The following is a 25,552-nucleotide window of genomic DNA, read 5'->3' as shown; positions in this document are numbered from 1 at the left end:
TCAGAGGGGTGGGTTCGCTTGTGTCCGACTGCGGGTAACAAACCCACGGAACAGCTTGCCACCTCCCATCTACTCGCCCGGCTATACCGCCGGAGCGCTGGCGTCTCAGTAGCTGGAGGAACCCGGCGGTCATCGTTTTGACTGCGCAACCAGCATCAGTTGATCCAGTCTCTTAGCAATTTGACCATACTGACTCGGCTGTACAACCTTGGCAAAAGCAAGGTACTGAGCGATCAACTCAGGCACGCGCTTATTCTCTGCAAAGAAAGCAGCCGCCACACCCAAATACACTCGCCGAGGGAAGTTATTGCACAGCGGGTGCGTTATCGACTCAATCGGATCATTTAGCCCGCGCGAGCACTCAAGTAGCGACGAATACTTCTTGAAAAACATCTCACCCTCGCCACTGAGCATGGAAGCGATACTGGAAGCGACATACTCCACATCTGCATCGACAGATGCACGACTGATGTACCGCTTCTCGTCTCTTCCTTCTTTGAACGGGAAAAAACCAAGCCCACGATCAACTGTCGCGGTGAACCTCCTATTAGCCTCCCCATACACCAAACCCAACTCGTTCACCACGCCTTCTACCATATTGTGACGAACAGCCAATAGCGGCACCAACTCAAGCCGCCCACCACCTTCTCCGGTCCAATAAAATTCCCAAGACAAACTGGAGAAACCATACAACTCTTTTCGCACGAACATTGCGCGCGCTTTGAGCCACTTAAAGCCCGCCTCCGCCATGAACGTTGCCAGCTGCTCAACCAGCGCTTTTTCAGCGTTACTCATAAATGTGCGACCACCAATTTTTTGGGGCAGGCAGACCGGAGACAGCGACCCTGCCCCTGCCAAATGACTCAAGCACTGAGGGGCTGTAAACGACACCGCCCGGCATTGCCGGGCGGTGGGTGAACTTTTTCAGCAGCTAGAGAAAGGCTAGGACTGTCGCTCGACTCGGACCAGGTCGTCATAATATCCAAATTCTGGCCTTGGGGAATAATTGGCGGCCACGTCAGCGCTCGATGTTGCTGTTTCGAGCTTATGTGGATTGAAAAATTCCCGCCTTATCGATACCGCTCCGTCTTGGCCAAAGATGTACGAAGTTCCGCTAAGAACCCTGTCCTTGTCGCCGTCAAAATTTCGATGCGTCGCCATCGTCAGAAAAAGCACGCCTGACTCAACCTCCTGAAAATCATATGACAGGGATTCGCGAAGATGCTCGTCAAGGAAACTGACGCCCACTGCGTTTCCGGCCACCTCCAAAAAGCAATAAGGGCACTCAACAGCGCCAACGAGAACCGTATAAGGCAAGCCCTTCTCATGCGCAGCCCTGGCCTGATCCTCGGACCACATCTCTGTAGGGCACTTCTTGGCACGAAACCACGAATTACAGAAAGAGACTTTCATCAATTAATCCTATCGTTGCAATGTCCGCGCCGCGTTGGGACACTTCATCCGAAGCTCCGCTGATTCCGACCGAGCACATACCAAATTACGCCTACTACCGATGACAGCAAGGAACTCTCGCGATTCCGGCTCAACACACATCAACTCACTCGTTCTGCGCCATACTTCCTTGCTTGGAACAACAGCGTACCCATAAGCAGTTGGAGCGCGCTGCCATACGTCACCTAGTCTTACTCTTACCCTGAAGATACGTGTCTACGACGACAAGACGGTCGCGAATTGACTGAATCCCTAGCACATCTCTCCCTACCTCAGGGTGATAGCAGGCAAGCATCTCAACCGTTTCCTGAAGATAGTCGTCGTCAGGGAACAACTCATCGAGCAGGAATTCCAACCTCTTGGCCGCTTCAGTGCCAGTGTCAGCGCCCGAAGCAATTACCTTTGCCAGCGAAAATATTCCTTCAACTCTCACTTCACTTCCTCCGTGGATTGATGACGGAGTTATTCTCTGACCCGTCGCCTCATCGACCACAACTCGACGCCTACATGGCCGGTCCGTGAATCCCAGCTCACCAGTTGTCGGAACACTGCTCGGATGTCCTTTACCACAAGCTACCAGCCACGCTGGTAAGCTACTGCGCCCACCTTTTTGCTGACCGTCGCGCCCAGGGCCGAGATCGCCACGCTCTTCCAGTCGAAACTCACCTGCCGGCCAGCGAGCATGCCAACCCCTTGGTTTAACCTGCCCCACTGCCCGTCTCTGCCGACACTGCCGACACTGCCATTATCGATGACGACGAACGCAGCCCCTACGACGACTTCAAGCTCCAATTCGAAGCAGTCAAGCAGCTACTGCCCGAAGACAAGCTCACCATCAAAGCCATGTTCGACGGCATGATCGCCAAGCACCGCACCAAGCAAATGGTGCAGTTGCATACCTCACAGCCAGCTGGAAACTCCATAGCACCAAACAGCACCGCCCGGCTATGCCCGGCGATGGGTGGGCCTTCAGCGACTAAAGAAAGGTCAGAAGGCCTGCAACCAACTCAAGCCCAGGACAGGTCATTCGAAGCGCGAAACATGCGGGCTTTCAACTAGGCATCGTGATCAACTAGATGCATACCTGCCACCAGTTCCCTTGGTCCATCCAGGCCAATAGCGATATTCTCGCTGGCTTCCGCATCAGGGTCTGGCTCAATGAGGGGCATGGTAGTCAGGCTCCATTCTCCAGAGAGTTCTGGTGACCGCATGGGCCATCTAACTTGACTCAAGTCACCAGAGATGACCTGCACTACGGCCAAGAAATCCTGCCGGCCAGGAACAAAAAAAACATCAATCACTTGAAATTGAGTAGGCATAGCGATCACCGATCCTTCTGGAATGCTTCGTGAAGCAACTTCTTCCACTCAACCTCAGCCGTTTTGAAATGTTGGACTTCGGCAGGTGACCAGCCCTTGGCCTGAGCGAGAGAGCCCAACCTCTGCTGCGCCTGAATCTCAAACTCAAGGCCTTGAATGTGGCCACCAGTTAGCGGATTACTCGTGGGGAAACCGGCTCGCTTGTACTGACCGTAGTGAAGAAGTTCTTCTAATACCATGCTGCGAGTAGGGTTGGTCGGCAAAAATAGTGTCCCAGGTGCGCCCTCTTGAGGCCAATAAGCAGCCTTTGCTCCAATGCTATTGAGTAGTCGCTCCGCTTCCTCACCTCTCATTACACCGACACCCTGCCTCTGTGCTGCCTCTAAAACACGCTCCAGCTTTTGCGCATCGTAGAGCTCACCGACAGCATCCCCTCTATTCATCAAAACAGTGCCATTGGCCCTTCCAGCACCGACTCTGTTTGGAACATCATAACTCTCCTCAGCAAACCGCGGCGAATTCCTAACGCCGCCCGCACCAGTCCCCGCCGGCATGTAAACAGTCTCACCCAGCGTGCGCCCCAGCGATACGTCGCGGGCCGCTAGGCCTCCGCCCAGAAGGCTGAGACCCATCACCAGCCCGCCGCGAACGTAATTGCCACGGGCAATGTCCACGCCGCCTTCGTACACCCCGTCGGCCGCCAGCGTCAACTGCAGCAGCGGGCTCAGTGCCGCCGCGCCGGCAAGTATGCCCGCACCGGCGACCATCGCGTTCGCCTTAAGGAATGCCATATCACCGCGCATAGCGTTGATCTCGGCCTCCGTCGCCACGTGGCGCGACGCCGCAAATTCAGCCCGGAATCGCTGCACCGATCTTTGGCTGCTGAAGATGTCTTCCCGCTCCTGCAGATACGCGTTATGCACAGGCCGCGTGTAGGCGTCCATGATTCCGCGATAGGCCGAGAGGTAGCTGCCCCCGCTGCCCTGCGGTGCCGGTTGCCCGTACTGCAGCGACCACTGGTACAGCCCCATGAAGTCGCGGTTGACGGCCTCCTCTGGCCGCACCTGTATACGAGGCAGCGTCTGGGTCACCGATGGATCCGGAACGTAGCTATCGGTCCGGGTCGACCGCAGCGGCACGTTGATCTCGCCTACGGCGTACTCACGCGATGGATCCGCACGCATCTCCAACAGCGCCGCACTGCGGGATTCCAGCCGTTCACCCAGCTCCGCGTTGGCCGCTGACATGTCCACCCAGCTGAGCTCGTCTGCCAAGCTTGCTCGCGGCGCCTCCTGCTGCCGGCTGGCCATGCCGCCGATCGTGGCCGACACCCCATCCAGCCCCGCCTGCAGCAGCACCTGGTCGGAATTGCTGCCGCGCATCAGCGCGCTGATCGCGCCGGAGCTAGCGCCGCTGCTGATGTACTGCACCACAGGATGCCAGCCACGCTGGTCTGCCATTGCGCCCACCTTGTTGCTGACCGTGGCGCTCACGGCCGAGATCGCCACACTCTTCCAATCGAAGCTGTTCTGACGGCCGGCGAGCATGCTCACCCCTTGGTTGGCAACGTTGCCCACAGCACTGCGCACCACTACCTGGCCAGCTGCACCGATACCTGCATTGCTCATCGCGGTGGTAAATCCAGCGCTATTAAGACCACCAGCGATCGCGCCGCCGGCCGCCGACAGGGCTACTGCCTTCCAATCGAGGCCAGATTGCTGACCTCCGGCGATCATCACGCCCTGGCTGGCAATCGAGCCGACAGCCGCGCCGATGGCCATCGCACCCGCACCCGCGGTGGTCGCCCCTGCCGTCATCGCAGACGCAAAGCCCCAAGCAGCGCCGCTGGCCACGCCGGCGGTATAGATGGTCACAATCACTGCCACCACGATCGCCAGGATCTGGACAAACTTGCCACAGCCGCCCTTGCTCTGCTGTGGCGGCGGCGGCGCGTCCGGCACGGTCGGATTGGTGTTACCCATCGCCGCGCCGGTGTCATAGGGCTTGAACGTGCCCGCGTTGTTGTGGATGTTTGTGACCTTGTTGGGAACAGTCAGCGAGGTGTTGGGCGTCAGCGGGTCCTGCGCAGTAAGCCCATTAGCATCGGCCAGCACGTACCACATCGCGCTGTCGCCCCAAAGCGCAAGCGCTATCGATTGCAGCGTGTCGCCGGTGCGCACCAGATAGCTGCTCGGTGCCGACCCCGGGTACATGCTGTTGATCGGTTGATAGTTGCTGTCGAAGTCGGCGCCCGCCACTGGGGTGAATCGCTTGTGCCGTGCGTCGTTCTTGGCACCCGAATCTGCCTGGTGCTGTGCCAGTTCCTTGGCGTAGTCGATCCTGTCGATGCCGTCGTTGCCGACATTACCGACCTGACGGTCATCGAACAGATAGTAGCTATGGAACCGATTGTTGGTCGCCCCAGTGACCTTGCCCGCGCCATCGACCTGACCACCGATCAGCTCATCGCGCTGCAGGATTCGCCCCTCGCCATCGGTCTGGTATCTGAAGCCGCGATTGCCCGCCACGTCGTAGGCGATCTTGATCCGACCCTGGCTGTCATACTCGTATTTGGAAAATCCTGGCGCCCAGTTCTTCACATCACTGTTGTCGGCCTGCACCTTGATCTCGGTCTGTCGCGCACCGTCATACCATCCGTAGGTGTACCACATCGTCTGCGTGGTCTTGTCACCGTAGGTTTTGGTGTGATCTACGGTGCCGTCCGCCATCCGATAGGTGATCGTGCCGGTGTTTGTTATGTTGTCGTGCTCGCGCGTCAGCAGACTGTCCTGGTCCCAGGTACGCGTCAGGTTCCCGATCTGCCTGCCATCGGCGGCATACTCCACGTAAGTAGTTACCCGCCCGGCCAGGTCGTTCGCGCGACGGGCACGCAGCACGTTGTTGATGTAGGTGTCGGTCAGGTAGCCCTGCGCATCATATGAATAGTCTTCCTTGTGTCCGTCGCTGGCATACACGGCCTGCCTGCGCTGGTTGGCCATGTCGTAGGACACCCGCACGCCATCGCCGCCCGTGCTGCCCACCCACACCTGGGCGCGCGCGTCACTCGCACTGGTTCCACGCACGCCGTCCTTCAGCTGGCCCATTGTTACAACGAAGCGGTTCATGCTGTCGTACTGGTACCAGTAGTCCTGCACCTGCTTGTTGCCACCCAGCCCGTCGTTGTATTCCGACCGCATGTGAATGCGGTTGCCCATCGCATCGTATTCGTAGTCGATTGCGTAGCGTGGGTCGCTGATTTTCACCAACCGGTTCAGGCTATCGTAGGTGGCCACTGACTGCTGGAAGCCCCAACGTCCGTCCATGCCGGTGAAGCCTTCGAAGGTGCGATTTCCATTCTTGTCGTACTCGTAGTACCCCACCGTTCCCTGCTCGCTGCTTCGCAGGTACTTGAGCAGGCCATTATTGTAGTACTCGTAGCTGGTTGCACCACTCCGGGCCAGCAGGCCAGCATAGTTGTAGACGTAGTCGAAGCGGCGCCCGCTCATGTCCTGGTGCACGAGCAGGCGCCCATGCGCGTCAACGTCATCCACCGTGCTGCGGCCGTTGGCATCGGTCATCACCCGTTGCCAGTACCCCTCATTGCCGGCTGGTACCCACGTGGCCGCCCACTCGATCACACGCCCCGCCATGGATACTGCACGGCTGACGTTTCCTTCGATGTCGTAGTCCGTCGTTTCGCGCCCCAGCGTGTTGCGATGGGCAATGCGACGATCCAGCTCGTCGTATTCGTAGTACTCGTGGTTGCGGTCACCATTGGCGAGCAACGGCCGGTCGATCTGCACCAGCCGGTTTCCGGCGTCATACGTATAGTCGGTGCGACGCCCTATCTCGTCGACCACCACACGTTGATTGCCGTAGACATCGTAGCCATAACTCTTCACGCCCCCATCGGCATGCCACTCCGTGGCAACCACAGGGGTGGCGCTGCCGTAGTTCCACGCCTGCGTGGTCAAGTTGCCATTGGCATCCTTGTACGCAATCAGACTGCCCACACGGTCATAGGTGTAGCGCGTCTCCGGGGATATCCACTCCCGGTAGCCGTTCGCCCGCGTCACCTGTACCCGCGGATCGATCTTTCCGGTCAATAGCCCAAGATTGTTGTACTCCAGCCGCGTGGTGTTGCCGCGACCATCGGTTTCGCTGATGACCTGGCCGAAGGCGTCGTACGCCTGCTTGCGCCGAATCATCACGCTGGTTGGACCAATGCTTTCGCTCTTCCAAAGCACCCAGCCGGTTTGACTGGCGGCTGCGGTGGGCGTGAAGTAGCCCGTCACTCGCGTGAGCGCGCTACCGCTAGCCGGCTCCTCACGGCTGACATAGACGTCGTAGTAGTACTCGTACTCACCGCCCTGCCGGAGCCCAATGGCATCCCAACGATAGATGCCGTCGCGATCCTTGAGCAACGTGATGCTCTGGAAGTCTTCCTCCGCACTTCCCTTGGGCCGGAAGTACAACTTGATGGCGTTACCTGCGGGCAGCTTCGGGTCGAAGGTAAGACCAGACACCCCGCCGATGGCAGAGAAGTTCAGGTCGCCACTGGTAACACCGGTCGTGCTGATGGCGAGGGTACGAGCAACCGTATAGGTAGCCGGCGGAAGGACACCGTCATCGGTGAAAGTGGCTTCGAACGTCCAGTTCGCCGTGCCAGCCATCATTTCGGCCTGCAAGGTCGCAGGCATGATCCATTCCAGCGCTCCGTTAACGATATTCCGGCTATCCATGACCGCCGCAACCGTGCCATTGGGGCGCCTGACCACCAGGCTCATTCGGTCAGCTGCGGCAGGCAACCCGCTGAGGCGCAGCGTGCCCGCGCCCGCAATGGCTTGGTACTTCACATCAACGCGCGGGTCCGTACCAATGCGGACGTCACCGGCCAGCGTATCAAGTACGCCATTACCGCCGACCAGGCGTATGAGCACTTCATAGTCGCCATTCAGACCGGAGGTATTCCAGACATGGCTTCCCCATGTCGCCATGGGGGGCACATTACCCAGATAACCGCTGCTCTGCCATGCGTCCTGGCTGCCCTTGCGTCGATACTCGACATAGGCACCAGAGGGCGTCTGCCCGAGCCTTGTGCGCAGGTCGACGAGATGCAACTGGCCGGCCAGCATGACGAAGGTGCCTGCAGGGTGGGTCAAATACGCAGAACCCGCGGAATAGCTATCGCCAACTCTGGAGATGCTCTGGTCCGAGCCGACCACCAGGCGATATTGCTCACGGCGCATCAACGCGACATCCGTCGGTTCCGCTCCGTTTCTCTCGGCAAGGTACAGCACCTCATACTCACCGTTGGCCAGGCCCGAGATGTTGGCGGTGGCGGGGCTGACGCTGCGGTCGAGTGGCAGCGACTGGAATGCCCCCGTGGAGCCGAACGGGCGTACATACACCTGAGGGTTGATATCAGAGCGGAAACCGTCGGCGGGAAGCTGAATTCCCTTCAGCGAGCTCGGCACGCTCACATTCGTGGTGCCACCCATGAAGGGGTAGATCCAGCTTCCATTGTTGGCCGTGTAGATTGTCCCGCTGGTGGCGAACCCTCCGATGTAATAGGTCTTTCCGGTACTCTTCTGGACGATGGAAACACCGATGGAGACCCCGAACATCCAGCCAATGTCTCGCTCGAAGCAGTTGGTGATGACCAACGAAACGTACGGCGGGTTGCCGTATCCATAGCCCGAATCGTAGCCTTCACCGTACCGGTTCATTCCCGTGCCGGTGAGTACAACGTCGTACTGGCCGAAAACCTTGGTGAGGTCCGGGATGTTCACGGAGTAAGCAATGCTCGTGCCGAGCTTCACCTGGTTCATGCTGAAAGACAGCATTCCAAGCTGCCCCGTCCCCGGCGTGACCGTAAGAGCGCCGTCAGCGGCGGTCAACTGTGGCGCACGGGGACTGGCCGGCCCTGTCCCACCCAAGACTATCTCGAGCCTGTCGCTACCTCCCTGGGACGCCGCCCAGCCTGAGCTGACCTTGAGCCGCTCCCCCGTGGTTTCCATCGACGGCTGGATCACCTCGATGGCTTGATTGCGTTGGTCGTAAACCGTATACGTTGCGAACACGTCCGGCAGTTCGAGGATCTGCTGCAGGCTCAGTGAGCGAAGGTCACTGGCTTGCGACTCCATTCGCATGGTGGAATTGCCATTGGCGTCATACAGGTATGCGTAGGTGATGCCACCTTCGGTGTTGCTCTTCACCGCCCGGCCCGCATTATCGTACTCGGCAAATTCCTGCCAGCCTTCGCTCCCGGTACCCCGCCCGGTCACGTCTCCAAACAGGTTGTACTTAACACGGCGCTCCGCGCTTCGTGCGCCGTCGCTTCCCACCGTACTTCGATAGACCTCACGTCCTTCGGCGTCATAGCTCACCGACACGGTTTCGGTCCGTGTGCCGCCCGCCGAGTCGGTGCGGGTATAGTTCATCGCAGCCATGTTGCCGGCCGCGTCGTAGCTGAAGTACGTAGTGTGTCCAAACGCATTGGTCTTCGACAGCAGCCGCCCAGCGACGCCATAGGCGTATGAATCGACCTGCACCTCCCCATCCACCGCCCCGCGGCGCACTTCCTGAACCACCTGGTTCAGGCCGTTGTAGCTGTACTCCGTCCGGGCCCGTACATTCCTTCCCGCAAAGTCCACCATACCTGGCAGCACGATGGCGATGTTACGACCCAGCAGGTCGTACTCCCACCCGCGCTCATTACCATTCGCATCGGTCGATCGCACGAGGTTTCCGGCGGCGTCATACGCATAGTTGGTGCTGACGTTTCCCGCAGTCTTGGTCAGACGGCCCGCCACATCCAGCGTGCCGTACGCCACACCCGACCGCGTTTCACTCAATCGGCGCCCCATCAGATCGTAGGTGTAGTCAGTGACCCGATCCTTGTCAGGGGCTATCGGAACCTCGACAGGGAAGTCAAGGCCAAGGCCAGCGTCAAGGCCAAGCCCAACCCCAAGGTCAAGGCCAGGACCAAGCGGTGATACGCCGGTATATGCCCGTTTCCGCGCACCGAATATCCACCGGTCATCAACATTTTCGATGATGTCGTTGTAGAGAATCTCCTTGACCACATTGCCTTCGGCATCGTAGTCCCAAGAACTGGAGTACCCGCCCGCATCCACTACATAGACCTTGCGCCCCAATGCATCGTAGTAGTTCCGGGTAACACCGCCGTTGCCATCGACATGCCGAATGATCTGGCCGTTCGCATCGTATTCCCACGTTTGTATGACGTGCCCGGTAACGGCCTCGAAGGTGAGATCGACGGTGCCGTCGGCATTGACTCGCTCGGCCTTTCGCCCCGAAACCACATCGGGCACCCGAGATTCTACGAGCCTGTTGTTTGCGTCGTACCGGTACTGCACCTCACGATAAACTCCGGAGGGCGCTGCCGGCATCGGGCCATCTGCCGTGGCAGAGACGGCATTTTCATAGGAACGCGTGCTGGCAACGTTTCCTACCTGATCGTACAGGGTAAGTGTCAATGCGCCGCTTGGCCCAACCTGGGCGGTCACACGATTACTGGCGTCGTAGTAGTACACGCGCGCATTGCCATTGGCATCGGTCTGCTCGATGACGTTGCCACGCAGATCGTAGCGCGTCGTCTCCTGAGCCTGAACGGTCGCGCCTGCAGAAGTAGCAACCGTCACCCGACGGACAGTCTGCCGATTCAGGGCGTCGAAGCTATAGCTGACAGCCCGCTGTTCCGCGGTACCTTCCGCTTCGACGCTACTGATCCGGTTTCCACCTGCGTCGTAAGTGTACCGATTCACCAGCGCGATGTTGCTGCCGTTGACGGCCCTCACTTGTGCCGGCAGTTGTTCGCTCAGCAGTTGCCCGAGCCGGTCGTACGTGAAGCGGGTAACTCCACCGAGTTTGTTGGTGTAGCTGGTACGATTGCCGTGGGCGTCATAGCTGTAGAGCTCGACGCCGCCCATCGCATCAATCGCTTTGCAAAGGCGCCCCAAATTATCGTAGGACAGCCTGGTCACTGCGACCGGCCCTTCGGGAGGGGCGTCCAGAAATCCTCCCCATTGCCACATGCTGGTCAGCAACTCTCCGTCGGACCTGATGATCCACGGCGATAAATTCTCGTTGACGCGCGAGTTGTAACTCGCCATCTGTGTCAGGTGGCGGCTGATCACCACTGCATTCCCCATCACGTCGTATTCGGTGCGGGTCTGGTAGCCCGACGGATCTACCTGGACAATCACCCTGCCGAGCAGGTCATAGAGGAAGTAGCCAGTATTGCCACGTGCGTCGGTCACCTGAACCAGGTTGCCAAAGCTGTCGTACGCATACACCGTCGCGTTTCCAAGTGCATCTGTGCTGCGGATGCGGTTACCGGTATTGTCATACTCGGACGTGCTGGTATAGCGGCTCATCAGCGCACTCTTCTGCGCTGCGCTCAGGTCCGCGGCACGCCACGGAGTTCCGGTTTCATTGACATATCCCAGCGCCTTGCGTTGAGCGAGCGCCCATTCCGAGTCGCTCTCAACGAGGTCGATGCCTCGCGGGTCAATTACCGCGACTTGCTGCCCAAACGCGTTGTAGGCATAGCGCGTGGTCGCTGCCACGGCCGAGCCTGCCGCGCGAATCTCCTCGACCAGGTTTCCTTGCCTATCGTATTTCCGCAGGGTGGTGACTTGCTGAGCGGTCGCCCAAGCGACATGGACGGCCGTGACTTGGCCGAGACCATCGACCTCGAAGCGGGTGATGCCACCCAATGCGTCAATCTGCTCGACGACGCGGCCGGCTGCGTCATATCGCAGCACGCTTGTGGCCACCTCGCTGCCTCCCAACCGCTCGGCGAGCGAGCTCGCCGTGTCGTGGACAGTGAGCGACGCGAAACGATCGTTGTACCGCAATGTTGCAGTCAACTGCCCAGCAGCATCGTACCGAAGCTCACTGATGTAGCCTTCGGCATCCTGAATGAACCGTCGCGCACCGGTGGAATCGTACACATACCGGGTCACAGCAGCCCGGCTTTGACGGGTTTCGGCCCAGCTTTCAAGCTGGTACTTCGTCCCGCTGCGCGGCGCTCCTGGATCACTGTATATCAGCTGCGCCACCACTCTTCCGGCCGCGTCATAGCGCTGCTCGGTCAGGGTTCCAGCGGCATTGATGTGCCAAACCAGGCGACCGGCGCTGTCATAGGCCCATGTGTCCACGATCCTGGCGGCAACTTCCTGGCCAGCGGCCCAGGACTGGAGCGCCGCAGCCGTGGCCGCCCCGGTGTAGCGCGCGGCATACGCCACGCGCTCAAGCGCGTTACCGTTGGCATCGTAGCGGTAGCCGGTGACATAGCCCCCTGCATTGATCTGGAATTGCGGGCGGTTGGCCGTGTCATAGATCGTTTGCTCGGACTGGTCAAATGGCCCTGAAGAGCGCGACGAACGCAACACGTTGCCTGCTGCATCGTATGTCAGTGTCGTCGTAACGCCGGAGACAGCCGTGGTCGCCAGGCGTCCGTTGGCGTCATAGGTGTAACTTGTGGTGCGGTCCTGTCTGGCATCGGGGGTGAGAAGCCCCAGTACCGCCGCGACATCGAGCGCGCCATTCAGGCGCTCCAGCGCCGACGTGCTCACCCGGGCGCCATAGCTCACCTGCCTGGTGACCCGACCTTCGGCGTCACGGATGAGTTGCTGCGCCGAGCCATCGGCCGCCAGCGTAAAGCGCAGCTGATTCTCTCCGTCATAAACGTAGCGGGTTACGAAGCCATTCGCGTCCGTACGTGCAACCACGTTGCCGTTGGCGTCGTAGCTGTAGCGCGTGGCAAGCGCCAGACCATCCGGATCTCCGATGCTGCTGACGCGGAACCCAGACGGATCGTAGCCATATGCGGTAACGCGTGCAGCGGCGGTGCCAGCCGCTTCGGTCACTCGCAGGAGCTGACCTATGCCGTCGTACTCGAACGTCGTGGTCAGGTTGAGCTTGCCCGTCCCAACGTCACGGGTCACTTGGACCGTCTGCCCACCATTATCATAGCGGGTCTCGGTCACCATGCCACCGGCATCAATACTGCGTATGGACTGGCCCTTGCCGTCGTACTCGAAGCGCTCGATCAACGCCAGGCCTTCAGGATCCAACGTTCGTGTCAGTACGCGGCCGGCAGCATCGTACTGGTAGACAGTACGCACTCCGCGTGCATCGACGCTCTCGATCAGCTGACCGGCACGGTCGTAGCCGGACGCCACGGTTCCGGCCGGCGAGGTGGTGCGGACCAGAAGCCCGTCGCTGTCGTAATCGTACGTGGTTGCATTGCCCCTGCCATCGACCACGGCAATCATTTGGCCGTGCTCGCCAAAGCGCGTCACGGTCTGGATGCCCCCGGGCGTCTTCATGCGCACTTCGCGGTTGAATGCGCTGTACTGGTAAGTGGTCGTTTTTCCAGTGCGGTCGGTTTGGCTCAGCACGTTGCCGAACGCGTCGTAGCTCAGGCGCGACTGCGCGCCCAAGCCGTCCTGCACGGTAACGACCTGGCCGCGACGATCGAAGGCTTGGCTGCGGGACACTCCTTGCGCATCCACCGTCTCTATGACGCGACCAAAAGCGTCGTAGCGAAGCTGGCTGTACGCCGTGCCGTTGCCAAAGGGCGAGCCGACCTCCACAGTCCGCCCCACTGCGTCATAACGGTAGCTGGTCGTTCGAGCCGTTCCCGGATCACTCCATTGGGTCTCGGTGGCCAGCTCGCCAAAGCGGGTGTATCCATAGTCGGTGACGTTTCCCAACGCATCGAGGCGCCTGTTCACCAGCCCCAGGACGTTGTAGTTCAGCGTTACCGTGCTGGATTGCGAGCCATCCAACTGCCGGAACGTCTCGGCCAGCGCTTCGCTGAGCGCTCCGCCACGCAATCCGCCGAGGATCAACGACGACAGCCGGTTGGCGTAGGTCGTTGTCTGGCTGACCTCACCAAATGCGTTGTACTGGTAACCAATGACCTCACCCAATGCATTGACGGCATGGGTCATACGGCCGGTTACATCGTAGTAGTAGTGACTGGTGTGACCCAGGGCATCGGTGGCGGAGGTGCGTCGGCCAGCGGCGTCATACTCATAGTGAGTGCCCCATTGCGACCAGACGGCGTCGATCTGCGCCTGGCTAGGGTCTACACCGAGCCCGGCCAGTGCAGCGCTCCCCATACCACCAAGCTCACCGATCAGCCGACCCTGCACATCGTAGCGCCAGGTACTGGTTCGATCACCGCGCTGCTCACCGACCAACCTGCCCTCACTGTCGTACGTGTACTGGGTAGCCGCTGCTCCTTCGCTGGCATATTGAACCTGCCGCGTCAGCCGTCCCATCCGGTCATAGGCGTATTCGGTTCGCTCCAACGGGCCGGGCAGCGTGGACAGATGGGCAAGCACCTGCGCTGCCTCCACACCCCAGCGCAAGGCGCCGGCCTGAACCAGACGCTGTTCCCCGGCAGGCTGCACACTGACGATTCCCTGCTCACTGCCGGTGCCACCAGCGGCCCATAGCACCGCGCCGGTGGCGTCAAATTGCGCGCCAGCAAGGCTCGCCTGAGTGATGGTAGCCTCGCGCCCCGGTGCTGCATTGGCATACACCACCGATACCTGATGCGCCGCACCGGGCGCAACCATGGCGGTGAAGGCGTAGGTCGTGTCGATCGCGGTCAACGTCAGCGTGCTGACCTTGATGCCGTCAACCCATACCTCAAGTTGCGGCCAGACCCCTCCAGGACCGGCTGCGCCGCGGGCACGCACGGCTCCGGAGACCTGGGTCGGCGTGTTGAGCGATGCTGCCGCGACCCTCTCGCCTCGAATGCGTTCGGTCACGTTACCCTGGCTGTCGTAACGGTAACGGGTGACATACCCTTCGCCATCGACCTCGCTCAACAGCAGCCCGCGGCGGTCATAGACTGCATACTGGTGCACGTCCTGTACCGAAGCGGCGGGACGCAGGCCATCGAGGGTTTCACTTGCAGCCGCCACCGACGAGGCGTAGCGGATCGTTTCGATTCTGCGGCCTGCACCATCATAGAGGTACTCGGTCAGCGCGCCACTGGCATCGAGCACGCCCTGCAGCGGCCCATCGGCGAGGTAGAAGTAGCGGGTAACCCGATCCTGCGTCGAACGCACCACCGCTTCGGCGCGCAACAGGCTTGGATCGGCCGCAAACGCGGCCGTATCGATCGAATTTCCGTAGGCCACTGTCTCGATCAGACGGAACGATGCATCGTAGCGGTATCCCACCATTGCACCTGTTGAATCCACCGTACGCACCAAGCGTCCGCCTTCGTCATACAGCCGCCAGCCATTGCGGTCGTCCGGAACCTCGGCAGGACGTACGCCCACGAGGCTGGCGCCTTCATCAATGAAACCGTTCGCGTCAGTCAACGACGCCAGTACTGCTGCCCCTACACGCGAGGCGTACTGCCGCGTATGCGTTATCTGATTGTTTCCATCGTAGTGGAACTCGGTCAACTTCCCGCCGGCGTCGATCAGCGCAACCTGCCTGCCGGCCTCGTCATACAGATAGTGAGTGCGTGCGCCTGCTGCATCTTCGGCCAGCCTCAGCCGCCCGTTGCGGTCGTACTGGTACCGCACCTGCGACAGCACCTGCCCCGCCTGCGATTCGGCCATCGCAAGCAGCTCGCCTGCCAGACTGTACGTTGACGTACGAACAAGACCACTGGCGAACGTCACAATCGTCTGCTGCCGCGCGTCGTCATACTGATACAGCGTCACGCGACCATCCAGCGTGGTGGCAGAAAGTACGCGACCCAGCGCATCGTAGCTGTACTGCTCCGCCCGTTGCTGCCCGATCGGGCCGACGTAACGCTGCACCAGCCGCCCCGCCGGATCGTACACATAGCGGACCTGACTGACCTGATCGTCCAACACGCCACTGCCATCGACCCGCACCGCTCCATAGGTCGTCACGGTATCGACGTTCCCGCGGAAGTCGTAGCGGGTCTCCGTGAGTGACACCTCGCTCTGCCGCGCATCTGCCCACGCCCTCAGGGCAGCCTCATTGAAAGCACCGCCTGACGGATATCGCCCGGCCGTATATGCCAAGGTGGCCACGACCTGTCCCGCAAGGTTGTAACGCTGCTCGCTTACCCTTCCATCGGCAGAGACTACAAAGCGCAGGTGGCCCTTCGTGTCATACACATAGCGCGTCTGAGTCGTCGCCGAGCCAGGCCCGCTCAGCGTTTCACTCAGCAACTGGTTGTCTGCACCAAAGGTGCGAACCACCACATTGCCAAGTGCATCCTCCTGCCGGACCCTATTCCCCGCGCTGTCGTAGGTGAACCGCGTCACTCGGCCGAGCGCGTCCTCCACACTGCTCACCTGGCCATTGCTGCCATATGTGAAGCGCTGGGTTTGCGCAGTACCGTTGACGGCCGGCATTGTTGATTGCAGCAATCGCCCTTGCCCGTCGTAGCTCAGCACCGTCGCCTGGCCCAGCGGATCGGTGATGGTCGTACGTCGGTTAACGACGTCGTAGTCCAGCGTCGTGGTCCGTACCTCGCCGACGGCGCTGGTTTGGCTCAGCGTCGTCACCCGGTACTCACCGCCAATCATCAGATAGGTGAACGCCACCATTGTGCCATCGGATTCGATGATTGAAGCGATCCGTCCGCTGCTTCCGTCGTATCCGTAGGAGGTGGAGTACACCCGGCCATCGGCAATGTTTCCATCCTCCGGACTCAGGTCGACTTTCACACAGCTCAGCCGGCCCAACCCGTCGTACTCGTAGCGAACCGTGGTTGTCTCGCCCCGCTGGCCGAGCGTGCGCAACTGGATCAGATGCGTGCCTGCATAGTCCAGGTACGTAGCCTCACCGCTGGCGGTGCGGACTTCACTCAATAATCCAGCGGTGTTGTAAAGGTATTGCACCGCATTGCCATCACGGTCAACCACGGCACTCAGCCGGCCCCCAAGCGTAGCCTCGTACCGCTCGGTCATTTCGCTGCCGCCTTGCGTCCACAGCCACTGCTGAGCGCCCGAATCCCAGACAAGGGTATCGCACGCACCGACGCCGCTACTCGCCACGTAGCGGCCGCGCGAAGCCTCCCATGCGTACGAAACTGATGAACCGTCCCAGTCTGTACGCACCACGGAGCTTCCCTCAGCCCCCAGCTCTCCTGATAGACCATTGACCGTCTTGGTCGTTCCAGGGCGCCAGTTCTGACCCTCCAACTGGGCTTGACTGTTGTAGGCCCGGTACACCTCGCTGTTTACACCCTGGCCGATGAGCAATTGATCGCGTCCGCGCAGGATCAGGTTTCCGTTGGCGGCGTTGACGTACGCCTGCTCGCCGCTCTTACCCAGTCCGGCTTGGCCCAACTGACCTTGGCTGCCAAGTCCCAGCGCCGAGCTCGACTGCAAACCAAGACCATTTCCCGTAACGATCGCGACCATGTTCGACATTCCCGTAGCAGCGGCCGCACCTCCGTGGCGCGACTCCTGACAACTTGTCCGAACAATTCACGACATGTTTAGGCCAATCGCAGACCCGAGATGATCGAAGGCTTCAAATGCCCTGCGGCGTCATGCACATCCCATCGACCCACGCACCAGCAACCAATACTCCCGAACATGCAAGCGATACCTCCGAAACTAGGATTCGTCTGATTGCGACCCAATTGCTGAGATGCTGAAATTCGCGAGGCTATTCCCCTCCAGCGAATAGTGCTCGGCGAGCTTCGGACGTACACCGTACATCTGGGCCCGGCTGGAGGGCTGCCCCAACACGACACGGATGCCGGCATACGCCTGCGCTCACGGCTATAGGACCAAGGAGAAGGATTCTTGATGGATGGCACGACGCAACGTCTTGATTCGCCCTCGCCACGGCTGCAGCGCCTGCTCGACTATATCGACGCGGACCCGACCAATCTTGCACTGATTGGCGATGCTGCCAAACGCGCTGCGGATGACGGTCGGTACGTAGAATGCGACACCCTTCTGAACCGGTACGAGCAGCTTCAGCCACTGGCCCCGGCACTGATGAACCTGCGCGCTGTCTCCGCGCTATCGCAAGGGCGCAGCAGCGAGGCTCGAGCAACTTTCGCGGCCTTGTTGCTTGAGCATCCCGACGACCCCTTCCTTGCCTATAACCTCGCCTACGCGAGCGCCCTGTTGGATGACTACGCGACGGCCGTCGACTTGCTGACCGATCCGGTCTTGGACGCCCAGCCAGACGCCATTGTCCTGCGGATGCAGTGCATGCATCACCTGGGCATGCTGGACGCCGCGATTGACCTCGGCAAGCAACATGCCGAGCATGCGATAGTCGGCGGGCAGGTTGCCGGCATGTTGGCCACACTCCTGTTTGATGCCGCCGAAGGCGACCAGGCAGAGGCCTTCGCCATGCGCGCGCCCGCCGCGGCGGGAAGCTTGACTGTCCTCGGCCTGCTGGCTCTGGAACGGGATGACCTCGGCCAAGCAATGCAGCTGTTCCGCAAGGCTATGGAGGCCGACCCAGCCAGTGGCCGCGCCCATCTCGGAGAAGGCCTGGGCCGCCTTGCCCAGCAGGACTTCAATACTGCCGCCATGAGTCTCGACAAGGCCGCGGCCCTGCTTCCGGGTCATGCGGGCACATGGCTTACGTCCGGCTGGGCACACGTTCTCAACGGAGACCTGGATACGGCACGTGATCGGTTCGAGCGCGCACTTGACATAGATCGAGGGTTCGCCGAAGCACTCGGCGCAATTGCCGTAACCGACGTCTACCAGCACCGCATCGACGACGCGCAGCGCCGCACACAAGCAGCATTGCGCCTCGATCGCGAGTGCCTGTCCGCCATCATGGCGCAGGGCCTGCTCCTCCAGCGCGCCGGTCAAACAGACAGGAGCGTCGAGCTGCGACTTGCTCTGCTCAACCATCCGCTCGGAGGCGAACAGGGGCCGACGATCGCGCAGATCATGGCCAAGCGTTCCCTGCGCGACGCTGCCAATCACTGATCCAGCGCCACTCCACCGTACTGACCAGGTAACCGTCCGTGTCGTCCGATCAAGCGCTTGAGCTTATGTCCCAGCTCTTCTGGAACAGCTTCGCCATATCTGCCCCCATCCTGCTCTCGACACTGCTGGTTGGCTTGGCGGTGAGCGTCTTCCAGGTAGTCACGCAGTTGCAGGAGATGAGCCTCAGCTACGTACCGAAGCTTGCCATTGCGATGATCGTTGCGATCGTGCTGGGCTCTTGGATGCTCGGGCGCGTCGTCGAGTTCGCAGCAAGCCTGTTCAAGAGCATTGCAGGCATGGGCTGAGAATGAACTCTACCGTCTCTGCCATCGCCCTGCTGACACTGAGAATCGGACCACTGTTCGCCATTGCTCCACCGTTCTCGCAGATCAACGTGCCAGTGCGCATTCGCATCACCCTGGTCCTTGGCTTGGCCGCTGCGCTGGCTCCGGTTATGCCATCGAACCTCCCGCAAACTGACGGCGCTTTTATCGCATCGGCGGCCTGTGAGCTGATTCTAGGCCTGGCGATTGCGTTTTCCCTGCAGATTGCCTTCGCCTCACTGTCTTTCGCCGGCCGTGCGCTGGACGTGCAGGCAGGATTCGGCCTCGCGCTGGTGATAGACCCCGGGTCACGTGGGCGCGCGCCGTTGCTCGGCACTGCGCTCACCATGGGCGCCGGCATGATCTTCTTTGCAAACAACGGCCATTTGGAGGCAGTACGACTTCTTGCTTCGATGGCGAACGTATTACCCGTAGGACAAAGCAGCATCGCGGGCAGCCCGGAAATGCTGATCGGCTACACCAGTCTCATCATGGGCATAGGTCTCAGCGCGGTGGCCGCCGCTGTGGTCACCTTGTTTCTGATCGACATTACGATCGGCTTCCTTTCGCGCGCGCTACCGCAGATGAACGCGTTGATGATGGGCCTGCAGGTGAAGGCCATCGCAGCACTCGTCATGCTCGCGCTTTCGGCAGGCCTTCTTGGCCCAGTCGTGCTTCGCCTGTTGCGACACGCATTCGACTACACCGCTTCGTTGGCGACCCAATGAGCGACAGCGAGCAGAACAAGACAGAGCAGGCAACCTCCTACAAGCTCGAGCAGGCCCGGAAGAAGGGCATGGTCGCTAGGAGTCCGGATCTTGGCATGGTCGTCGCGCTGGTATTTCTTGCCAGCTACATTTCGCTTCGCGGGAGCCAACTGGCGACTGAACTCAGCACTTTGTGCGCCCGCGCGTTCGCCGAGGCCGGCATGATCCACAGCAGCGGCAATGCTCTACTGGTTTGGTCTGGTCGCCTTCTGGTGGAAGGGGCGACTGCAGTTGCGCCATTGATAGCGACTGTCCTCACTGGCGCGCTACTGGCATCACTTGCCCAGACTGGCGTCATCTTTGCGCCTGCCGCACTGAAGTCCGACCTCTCCAGACTCAACCCGATTCAGGGCGTCAAGCGGCTGTTTTCGCTGCAGCTGCTACTCGATGCGGGCAAGGCATTCGTGAAGATGGCAGCCTACGTCGCGATCGCCGTGCTGTTCATCTGCAGGTCCGCGCAAGATCTCTCACACACGGCATTGGCCTCCCGGGATATTGCCGGCATGATCCGCAGCAGCGGCATGGACCTGCTCGTGCTGTTCCTGATCGCAGCAAGCATCTTTGCCGCCATCGACCAGGTCATTGTCCGGCAAATGTTCGCCAGGAAGATGCGCATGAGCCGGCACGAACAGAAGCAGGAAGCTAAGCAGCGCGAGGGCGATCCGCGAATCAAACAACGGCGCCGGCAGCTCCAACGCGAACTCCTACAGCGCGCAAAAAGCATGCGCAGCCTGCGCGGCGCGGATGTACTCGTGACGAACCCAACACACTATGCCGTCGGGTTGAAGTACGATCCGACCATCATGGCCGCCCCGGCGGTGGTCGCAAAGGGGGCTGGTGACTTCGCCCTGCGGCTACGCAAGCTTGCCTTCATCTATGGCGTGCCAATCATAGAATCGCGCGCCGTCGCGCGTCAGCTCTACCACAAGACCGCGCTGGAGCAGGAAGTTCCCGGCACTCTGTACCGTCGCACGGCTGAGATCTACCTGAAGATCCGGCAATTCAACTCCGGCAAGGCCGCATGAACCCATTCCTGAAGCTCAAAGGGCAGTCCGACCTTGCGCTGGTATTCGCGGTGCTGTCTATCCTGCTCATTCTGTTCATGCCGATACCTTCGGCGGCATTGGACTTCCTCATTCTCGTCAACTTTGCGTTCGCGCTGACGATGCTCCTGATGACATTCTACGTGCCGCGGCCTGTGGACTTTTCCACGTTCCCCTCGCTACTGTTGATCGCGACCCTGTTCCGACTGTCGCTGAACATCGCGGCCACGCGCCTGATACTCTCCGGCGCAGAGGCCGGGCAAGTCATCGGTTCGATTGGCAAGTTCGTCGTCAATGACAACTTCATCATTGGCCTGATTGTCTTCTTCATCCTCATCGTGGTGCAGTACGTTGTGGTGACCAACGGTGCTCAACGCGTATCGGAAGTCGCCGCACGTTTTGTACTCGATGCGATGCCCGGCCAGCAGATGAGTATCGATGCCGATCTCAATATGGGCCTGATCGATCAGGATGAGGCTCGCCGGCGACGCAAGGACCTGGAGAAGGAAGCCGGCTTCTATGGCTCAATGGATGGCGCCAGCAAGTTTGTGAAGGGCGATGCGATAGCCGGCATCATCATTCTGTTGATCAACGTCATCGGCGGGCTGTCCGTCGGGGTCGCGCAGATGGACATGTCGTGGGGCGATGCGGCGCGGGTTTTCACTCTCCTTACCATCGGTGACGGAATCGTCACTCAGGTACCTGCGCTTGTCATATCGGTGGCTACCGGCATCATCGTCACCCGATCGGCATCCGACAACCGTCTGAGTCTGGAAGTCGTGCGGCAGCTGTCGAGCCATCCGAAGATCCAGCTACTGGTGATGATCGCGCTTGGTGGGCTGCTCCTTCTACCTGGCATGCCAAAGTGGCCGGTGATCATCCTCGCCGGCATCGCGGCGGCAATTTGGCTCAGCGTCCGCCGGAAGGCCGCCGCTGTCGCAGGCCAACAGGCTGGGACAGCCGAAGAGATCACATCGGCCGCGCAGCGTACACACGTGGCAGTCTCACCAATCGAGGTTGTGTTCGGCGCTGGGCTGGGCAAGGCGTGGATGCCACTCCAGCTACTGCTGTCCGAGCGTCTAGCGAACATCAGAAAGCAGTACGCGCAGGACATGGGAATGATGGTTCCCCCCATCGTGTTCCGCGATGATCCACAGCTTGGCACTGACGAGTACCGGATCCTGCTGTTCGGAGACCGCTACGCTGGGGCAAGCCTGCAGCACGATATGACGCTGGCCATCCACTCCAATGAAAAGGCCGCAGGCCAGCTTCCCGGCACACCTACGAAGGACCCGGCTTTCGGGCTGCCTGCGGTCTGGATCGCGGCGGAACACATCACCCAAGCGCGCGCGCTCGGCTATACCCCAGTCGATGCCATGACCGTATTCACGACGCATGTGACGGAAGTGATGAAGGAGCATGCCTCCATGCTGCTGCTGCGCAGCGAGGTGCTATCGCTGTTGGACGGTGTACGTGCGCGTCAGCCTGGGCTGGTCGAGGAGCTCGTTCCGAACATTCTCGCGCTCAGCGATATTCAGCAGGTGCTGCAGGGGTTGCTGGAAGAGAGTGTTTCGATACGGAACATCGACCTCATCATCGAGGTGCTGGTCGACAAAGCCAGGCATGAAAAGGACGCTGCGAAGCTCGGCGAAGCCATTCGCCAGAGACTCAGCCATTCCATCTGTCGCAACATCCAGGGCAATCGCGAGGTGTTGCCGGTCCTCACTCTAGATCCTGCGATCGAGGGTCGCATGATGCAGAACCTGCATGATGTCGATGGAAGTGGTGGGTTCGTTCTTGATCCACACCTGGCGGAGGGATTTCTGGGTAGGCTTTTGGCGCAGATTGACCTGATGATGCGAAAGAACACGCCTCCCGTGATGCTGTGCCGACCTGAGCTTAGGCGTGCGCTTAGAACGTTTACCCGACGCGTCGCACCCCGGCTCTCGGTGATCTCCATGAGTGAGGTCCCGCATTCGATCACGCTCTCCTCCTTCGCCACGATAACAGTCGAATCGATTAGTGAGGCGAAATCCAGCAACCCTGTCTTCCCTGCCCGATGAAGGACGCTGTCTCGATGGACAATTTAATGGTCACGGCAACGGAACTGATCGCGCAGGAGACAAGGCGCGTTGAGGCTTCCAGTCAGAACGTCGCCAATACCGCCACGCCGGGCTACAAGAGCCTCATCAGCTTCAAGCAGGAACTGACCGCTCAAGAGCCACGCCACCTTGGCGCCACACCACGTATGCATGGCATCACGATTTCAACCGACTTCAGCAACGGAAAGCTGGTGCATACCGGCAATCCGCTCGACATCGCGATCAACGGCCCCGGTCTCTTCACGCTCAGTACCGACGATGGCGTTGTGTACACCCGCGCTGGAAGCTTCAGGCGCGATGCCGATGGTCGCCTGGTTACTGGACGAGGAGGCTATCTGCAGTCTGCCGAGGGTGGCGATATCGTGGTCCAGACCAGCGACTGGCACGTCGAATCGGATGGAACGGTGATCGACGGCGGCGCCCCGGTCGCTACGGTCGGCATTGTCGAGTTCGAAGCCGGCGTAAATCTGGTTCGCAAGGGCAATAGCCTCTTCGCCGCCGATCCCGCTCTCGCCCCGCCGATGGAGCAGCGTGTGGTGAGCTCCACGCTCGTCCAGGGCTTTGTGGAGATGGCCAATGTAGCGGTAGGCAAAGACATGATCCAGGTCATGGAATCCATGCGTCGAATCGAGGCAGGCCAGAAGGTGATTCATGCCTACGACGACATGATGGGAAACGTACTGCAACGCCTTGGAGACATGTGAGATGAACGGGGTTTTCTATATTGGCGCCACCGGCCTGAACGCGCAGCAGACGGCCGTGGACATAACCGCCAACAATGTGTCCAACATTAATACGGCCGGCTACAAGCGCGGGGTGGTTTCGTTTTCGGAGCTGGTCGGTGCTACCTCGCCCAACGAGCGAAGCTCGCCCAGCAGTAACGCCAACGGTGTAATGGCAACTCCAGCCTTGCATGTATTCACTCAAGGTGACCTTCGCCCGACTGGCAATGCTCTCGACCTCGCCATTCGCGGCGACGGCTTCATCGAACTACAGGCGCGGTCTGGTGACAGCGTTCTCTGGCGCGGTGGCACGCTGCACATCGGCGAAGACGGCTATCTCACCGCACCTAATGGGCTTCCCTTGCATGCCATGATCACCGTGCCGAGCGACGCAACCAGCCTCACCATCCGCGCCGATGGGCAGGTCCTGGCCGCACTTCCCGATCAGAGCGAGTTGCTGGAGCTTGGCAACATCGAACTGGTGCGCGCCAAGGATAGCGGTCGCCTGCTATCGCTTGGCGATGGCATGTATGGGATCGCGGAGGACGACCTCACCTTGAGCCGTGGCGTTCCGGGCGAGGACAACGCGGGATTGATCGCCCAGGGCTTCAGCGAAGCATCCAATGTCCAGTTGTCCGATGAGCTGGTCAACCTGATGATCTATCAGCGCGCGTACGCGGCCAATGCACGTCTGGTTCAGATCGGGGATGAGCTGATGGGCATCGCCAACGGATTGAAGCGTTGATGCCTACATCCATGCCGCTCCTCCTGCTGTTCGTCATCATTGCGAGCGCTCCTGCGGCCGCCCACGCGAAAACAGGCGCCAGCACCTGCATGCGCCTGACCCAAACGGTAGCACGCGGCGATGCCTTTTCCAGAGAGAACCTGGAACTCGCCGAGTGCTCAATCGGAGAGGCATTGGTTCCCGTGCACTACGACGGAAGAGAGCGTCTGGCGCGCGCGACACGGGACATGCTGCCCGGACAGACCGTTCCCCGTATTGACGGGGCCAAGCTTGCTCGCGCCAGGCGCGGCGAGGAGATTGTCGTGCTGCTCATAAATGGCCCCATCACCATTGCCAGGCGTGCAAGCGTGCTTCGCGATTGTGCGGGCGGAGACCCCGTCCTGGTAGCAATGGGCGACGGCGTTGCAGTTGCGCTGCGAGCCGAACCCGCGAAGGATGGGAAATGAGATTCCTGTCACCAAAACGTGGGGTAGAACGGTGCATGTTGGCACTGGGTCTGCTTTTTGCCAGCGCCAGTGCATGCTCTGCAGACCTGTACAACGGGGCCGACTATCGCCCGCTCATCGCCGACAGACGCGCCTCGCTGGCGGGGGATATCGTCACGGTGCTCGTCTATGAGAACTCCAGCGCTCGCAACAGTGCGGACACGTCCACCTCAACTGCTTTCAGTGTGGGCGGGAGCGTCAGGTCACTTGCCAACACCGATACCTCGCTGCAGGCCAACCTGCGAGACAGCTACGGCGGTCGTGGCCAGATACAGCGAAGTGGAAACCTGCTTGCGCAGATCAGTGTGCTGGTGGTGGAGCACCTGCCAAACGACGATCTCAGGATCGCGGGCGAGCAGACCATCGACATCAATGGCGAAAAGACCCGCATTCGACTGAGTGGTCGGATACGCCCGATCGACATTTCACAAGGAAACACCGTTCTCTCTACCCGGATCGCCGATGCGCGTATTGACTACGTAGGCGACGGCTACATCACAGATCGAACTCGTCCTGGTCTCATTCCACGTGTACTTGCATGGCTGGGGTTGTGGTGAACATGCCTCGCATCCGCCCCATCGGCCGAAATGTCGACCGCAGAAAGTGCGTCATCTTGGCCGTGCTCATACTCATGACAGTTC

At 60.3% G+C, this 25,552-nt stretch carries 14 protein-coding genes; 9 read left to right on the top strand and 5 right to left on the bottom strand.

The genetic code is table 11. From position 1 onward, the window contains the following. Positions 1-129 precede the first annotated feature (129 nt). The 5 genes from ACREPD_RS09855 to ACREPD_RS09835 form a co-directional block, all read right to left on the bottom strand. On the bottom strand, positions 130-795 hold the full coding sequence (locus tag ACREPD_RS09855; RefSeq protein ID WP_431599163.1) for a hypothetical protein: 666 nt from the start codon (positions 793-795) through the stop codon (positions 130-132). A gap of 147 nt (positions 796-942) precedes the next feature. Then, a complete protein-coding gene (locus ACREPD_RS09850) occupies positions 943-1,413 on the bottom strand; it encodes a hypothetical protein (RefSeq protein WP_431599162.1) in 471 nt (156 codons plus the stop codon). A 220-nt stretch (positions 1,414-1,633) separates the two neighbouring features. After that, positions 1,634-1,885, bottom strand: coding sequence for a hypothetical protein (locus ACREPD_RS09845; protein ID WP_431599161.1), 252 nt, complete (start codon positions 1,883-1,885; stop codon positions 1,634-1,636). Positions 1,886-2,507: 622 nt separating this feature from the next. Further along, on the bottom strand, positions 2,508-2,819 hold the full coding sequence (locus ACREPD_RS09840) for a hypothetical protein (protein WP_431599160.1): 312 nt from the start codon (positions 2,817-2,819) through the stop codon (positions 2,508-2,510). Next, positions 2,777-17,179, bottom strand: a complete 14,403-nt coding sequence (locus ACREPD_RS09835) for a hypothetical protein (protein ID WP_431599159.1) — start codon at positions 17,177-17,179, stop codon at positions 2,777-2,779. Before ACREPD_RS09835 ends, ACREPD_RS09840 begins: the two co-directional genes overlap by 43 nt. A 393-nt stretch (positions 17,180-17,572) precedes the next feature. On the opposite strand from ACREPD_RS09835, the gene ACREPD_RS09830 reads away from it, so the two are divergent. From ACREPD_RS09830 to ACREPD_RS09790, 9 genes are read left to right on the top strand one after another with little or no spacing between them, the layout of a single operon-like run. After that, on the top strand, positions 17,573-18,724 hold the full coding sequence (locus ACREPD_RS09830) for a tetratricopeptide repeat protein (protein ID WP_431599158.1): 1,152 nt from the start codon (positions 17,573-17,575) through the stop codon (positions 18,722-18,724). Positions 18,725-18,762: 38 nt separating this feature from the next. Continuing rightward, a complete protein-coding gene (locus tag ACREPD_RS09825; RefSeq protein WP_431599157.1) occupies positions 18,763-19,029 on the top strand; it encodes a flagellar biosynthetic protein FliQ in 267 nt (88 codons plus the stop codon). A gap of 2 nt (positions 19,030-19,031) precedes the next feature. Then, positions 19,032-19,775 (top strand): flagellar biosynthetic protein FliR, encoded by a 744-nt coding sequence (locus tag ACREPD_RS09820; RefSeq protein ID WP_431599156.1) that lies wholly within the window; start codon positions 19,032-19,034, stop codon positions 19,773-19,775. Further along, positions 19,772-20,839, top strand: a complete 1,068-nt coding sequence (locus ACREPD_RS09815) for an EscU/YscU/HrcU family type III secretion system export apparatus switch protein (RefSeq protein WP_431599155.1) — start codon at positions 19,772-19,774, stop codon at positions 20,837-20,839. Before ACREPD_RS09820 ends, ACREPD_RS09815 begins: the two co-directional genes overlap by 4 nt. Continuing rightward, positions 20,836-22,920, top strand: a complete 2,085-nt coding sequence (locus ACREPD_RS09810; RefSeq protein WP_431599154.1) for a flagellar biosynthesis protein FlhA — start codon at positions 20,836-20,838, stop codon at positions 22,918-22,920. The genes ACREPD_RS09815 and ACREPD_RS09810 overlap by 4 nt, the downstream gene beginning before the upstream one ends. A 14-nt stretch (positions 22,921-22,934) precedes the next feature. Then, positions 22,935-23,663, top strand: a complete 729-nt coding sequence (locus ACREPD_RS09805; protein WP_431599153.1) for a flagellar hook-basal body protein — start codon at positions 22,935-22,937, stop codon at positions 23,661-23,663. 1 nt (position 23,664) lies between these two features. Further along, positions 23,665-24,426, top strand: coding sequence for a flagellar hook-basal body protein (locus tag ACREPD_RS09800; protein ID WP_431599152.1), 762 nt, complete (start codon positions 23,665-23,667; stop codon positions 24,424-24,426). Between the two features lie 11 nt (positions 24,427-24,437). Further along, the gene (locus tag ACREPD_RS09795; protein ID WP_431599151.1) at positions 24,438-24,872 is read left to right on the top strand and encodes a hypothetical protein; all 435 of its coding nucleotides are present in this window, start codon (positions 24,438-24,440) and stop codon (positions 24,870-24,872) included. 35 nt (positions 24,873-24,907) lie between these two features. Then, a complete protein-coding gene (locus ACREPD_RS09790) occupies positions 24,908-25,468 on the top strand; it encodes a flagellar basal body L-ring protein FlgH (RefSeq protein ID WP_431599150.1) in 561 nt (186 codons plus the stop codon). Positions 25,469-25,552: the final 84 nt, after the last annotated feature.

The organism is Stenotrophomonas sp. (assembly GCF_050737075.1).
Lineage (GTDB): Bacteria > Pseudomonadota > Gammaproteobacteria > Xanthomonadales > Xanthomonadaceae > Stenotrophomonas.
The sequence above is the reverse complement of the archived record's forward strand: the minus strand, read 5'-3'. Positions and strand labels throughout refer to the sequence as shown.

Excerpts from the sequence above, each read along its gene's own strand:
- ACREPD_RS09855 (WP_431599163.1), bottom strand. The coding sequence starts at position 795 with ATGAGTAACGCTGAAAAAGCGCTGGTTGAGCAGCTGGCAACGTTCATG.
- ACREPD_RS09850 (WP_431599162.1), bottom strand. The coding sequence starts at position 1,413 with ATGAAAGTCTCTTTCTGTAATTCGTGGTTTCGTGCCAAGAAGTGCCCT.
- ACREPD_RS09835 (WP_431599159.1), bottom strand. The coding sequence starts at position 17,179 with ATGGTCGCGATCGTTACGGGAAATGGTCTTGGTTTGCAGTCGAGCTCG.
- ACREPD_RS09830 (WP_431599158.1), top strand. The coding sequence starts at position 17,573 with ATGGATGGCACGACGCAACGTCTTGATTCGCCCTCGCCACGGCTGCAG.
- ACREPD_RS09820 (WP_431599156.1), top strand. The coding sequence starts at position 19,032 with ATGAACTCTACCGTCTCTGCCATCGCCCTGCTGACACTGAGAATCGGA.
- ACREPD_RS09815 (WP_431599155.1), top strand. The coding sequence starts at position 19,772 with ATGAGCGACAGCGAGCAGAACAAGACAGAGCAGGCAACCTCCTACAAG.
- ACREPD_RS09810 (WP_431599154.1), top strand. The coding sequence starts at position 20,836 with ATGAACCCATTCCTGAAGCTCAAAGGGCAGTCCGACCTTGCGCTGGTA.
- ACREPD_RS09805 (WP_431599153.1), top strand. The coding sequence starts at position 22,935 with ATGGACAATTTAATGGTCACGGCAACGGAACTGATCGCGCAGGAGACA.
- ACREPD_RS09800 (WP_431599152.1), top strand. The coding sequence starts at position 23,665 with ATGAACGGGGTTTTCTATATTGGCGCCACCGGCCTGAACGCGCAGCAG.
- ACREPD_RS09795 (WP_431599151.1), top strand. The coding sequence starts at position 24,438 with ATGCCGCTCCTCCTGCTGTTCGTCATCATTGCGAGCGCTCCTGCGGCC.
- ACREPD_RS09790 (WP_431599150.1), top strand. The coding sequence starts at position 24,908 with ATGTTGGCACTGGGTCTGCTTTTTGCCAGCGCCAGTGCATGCTCTGCA.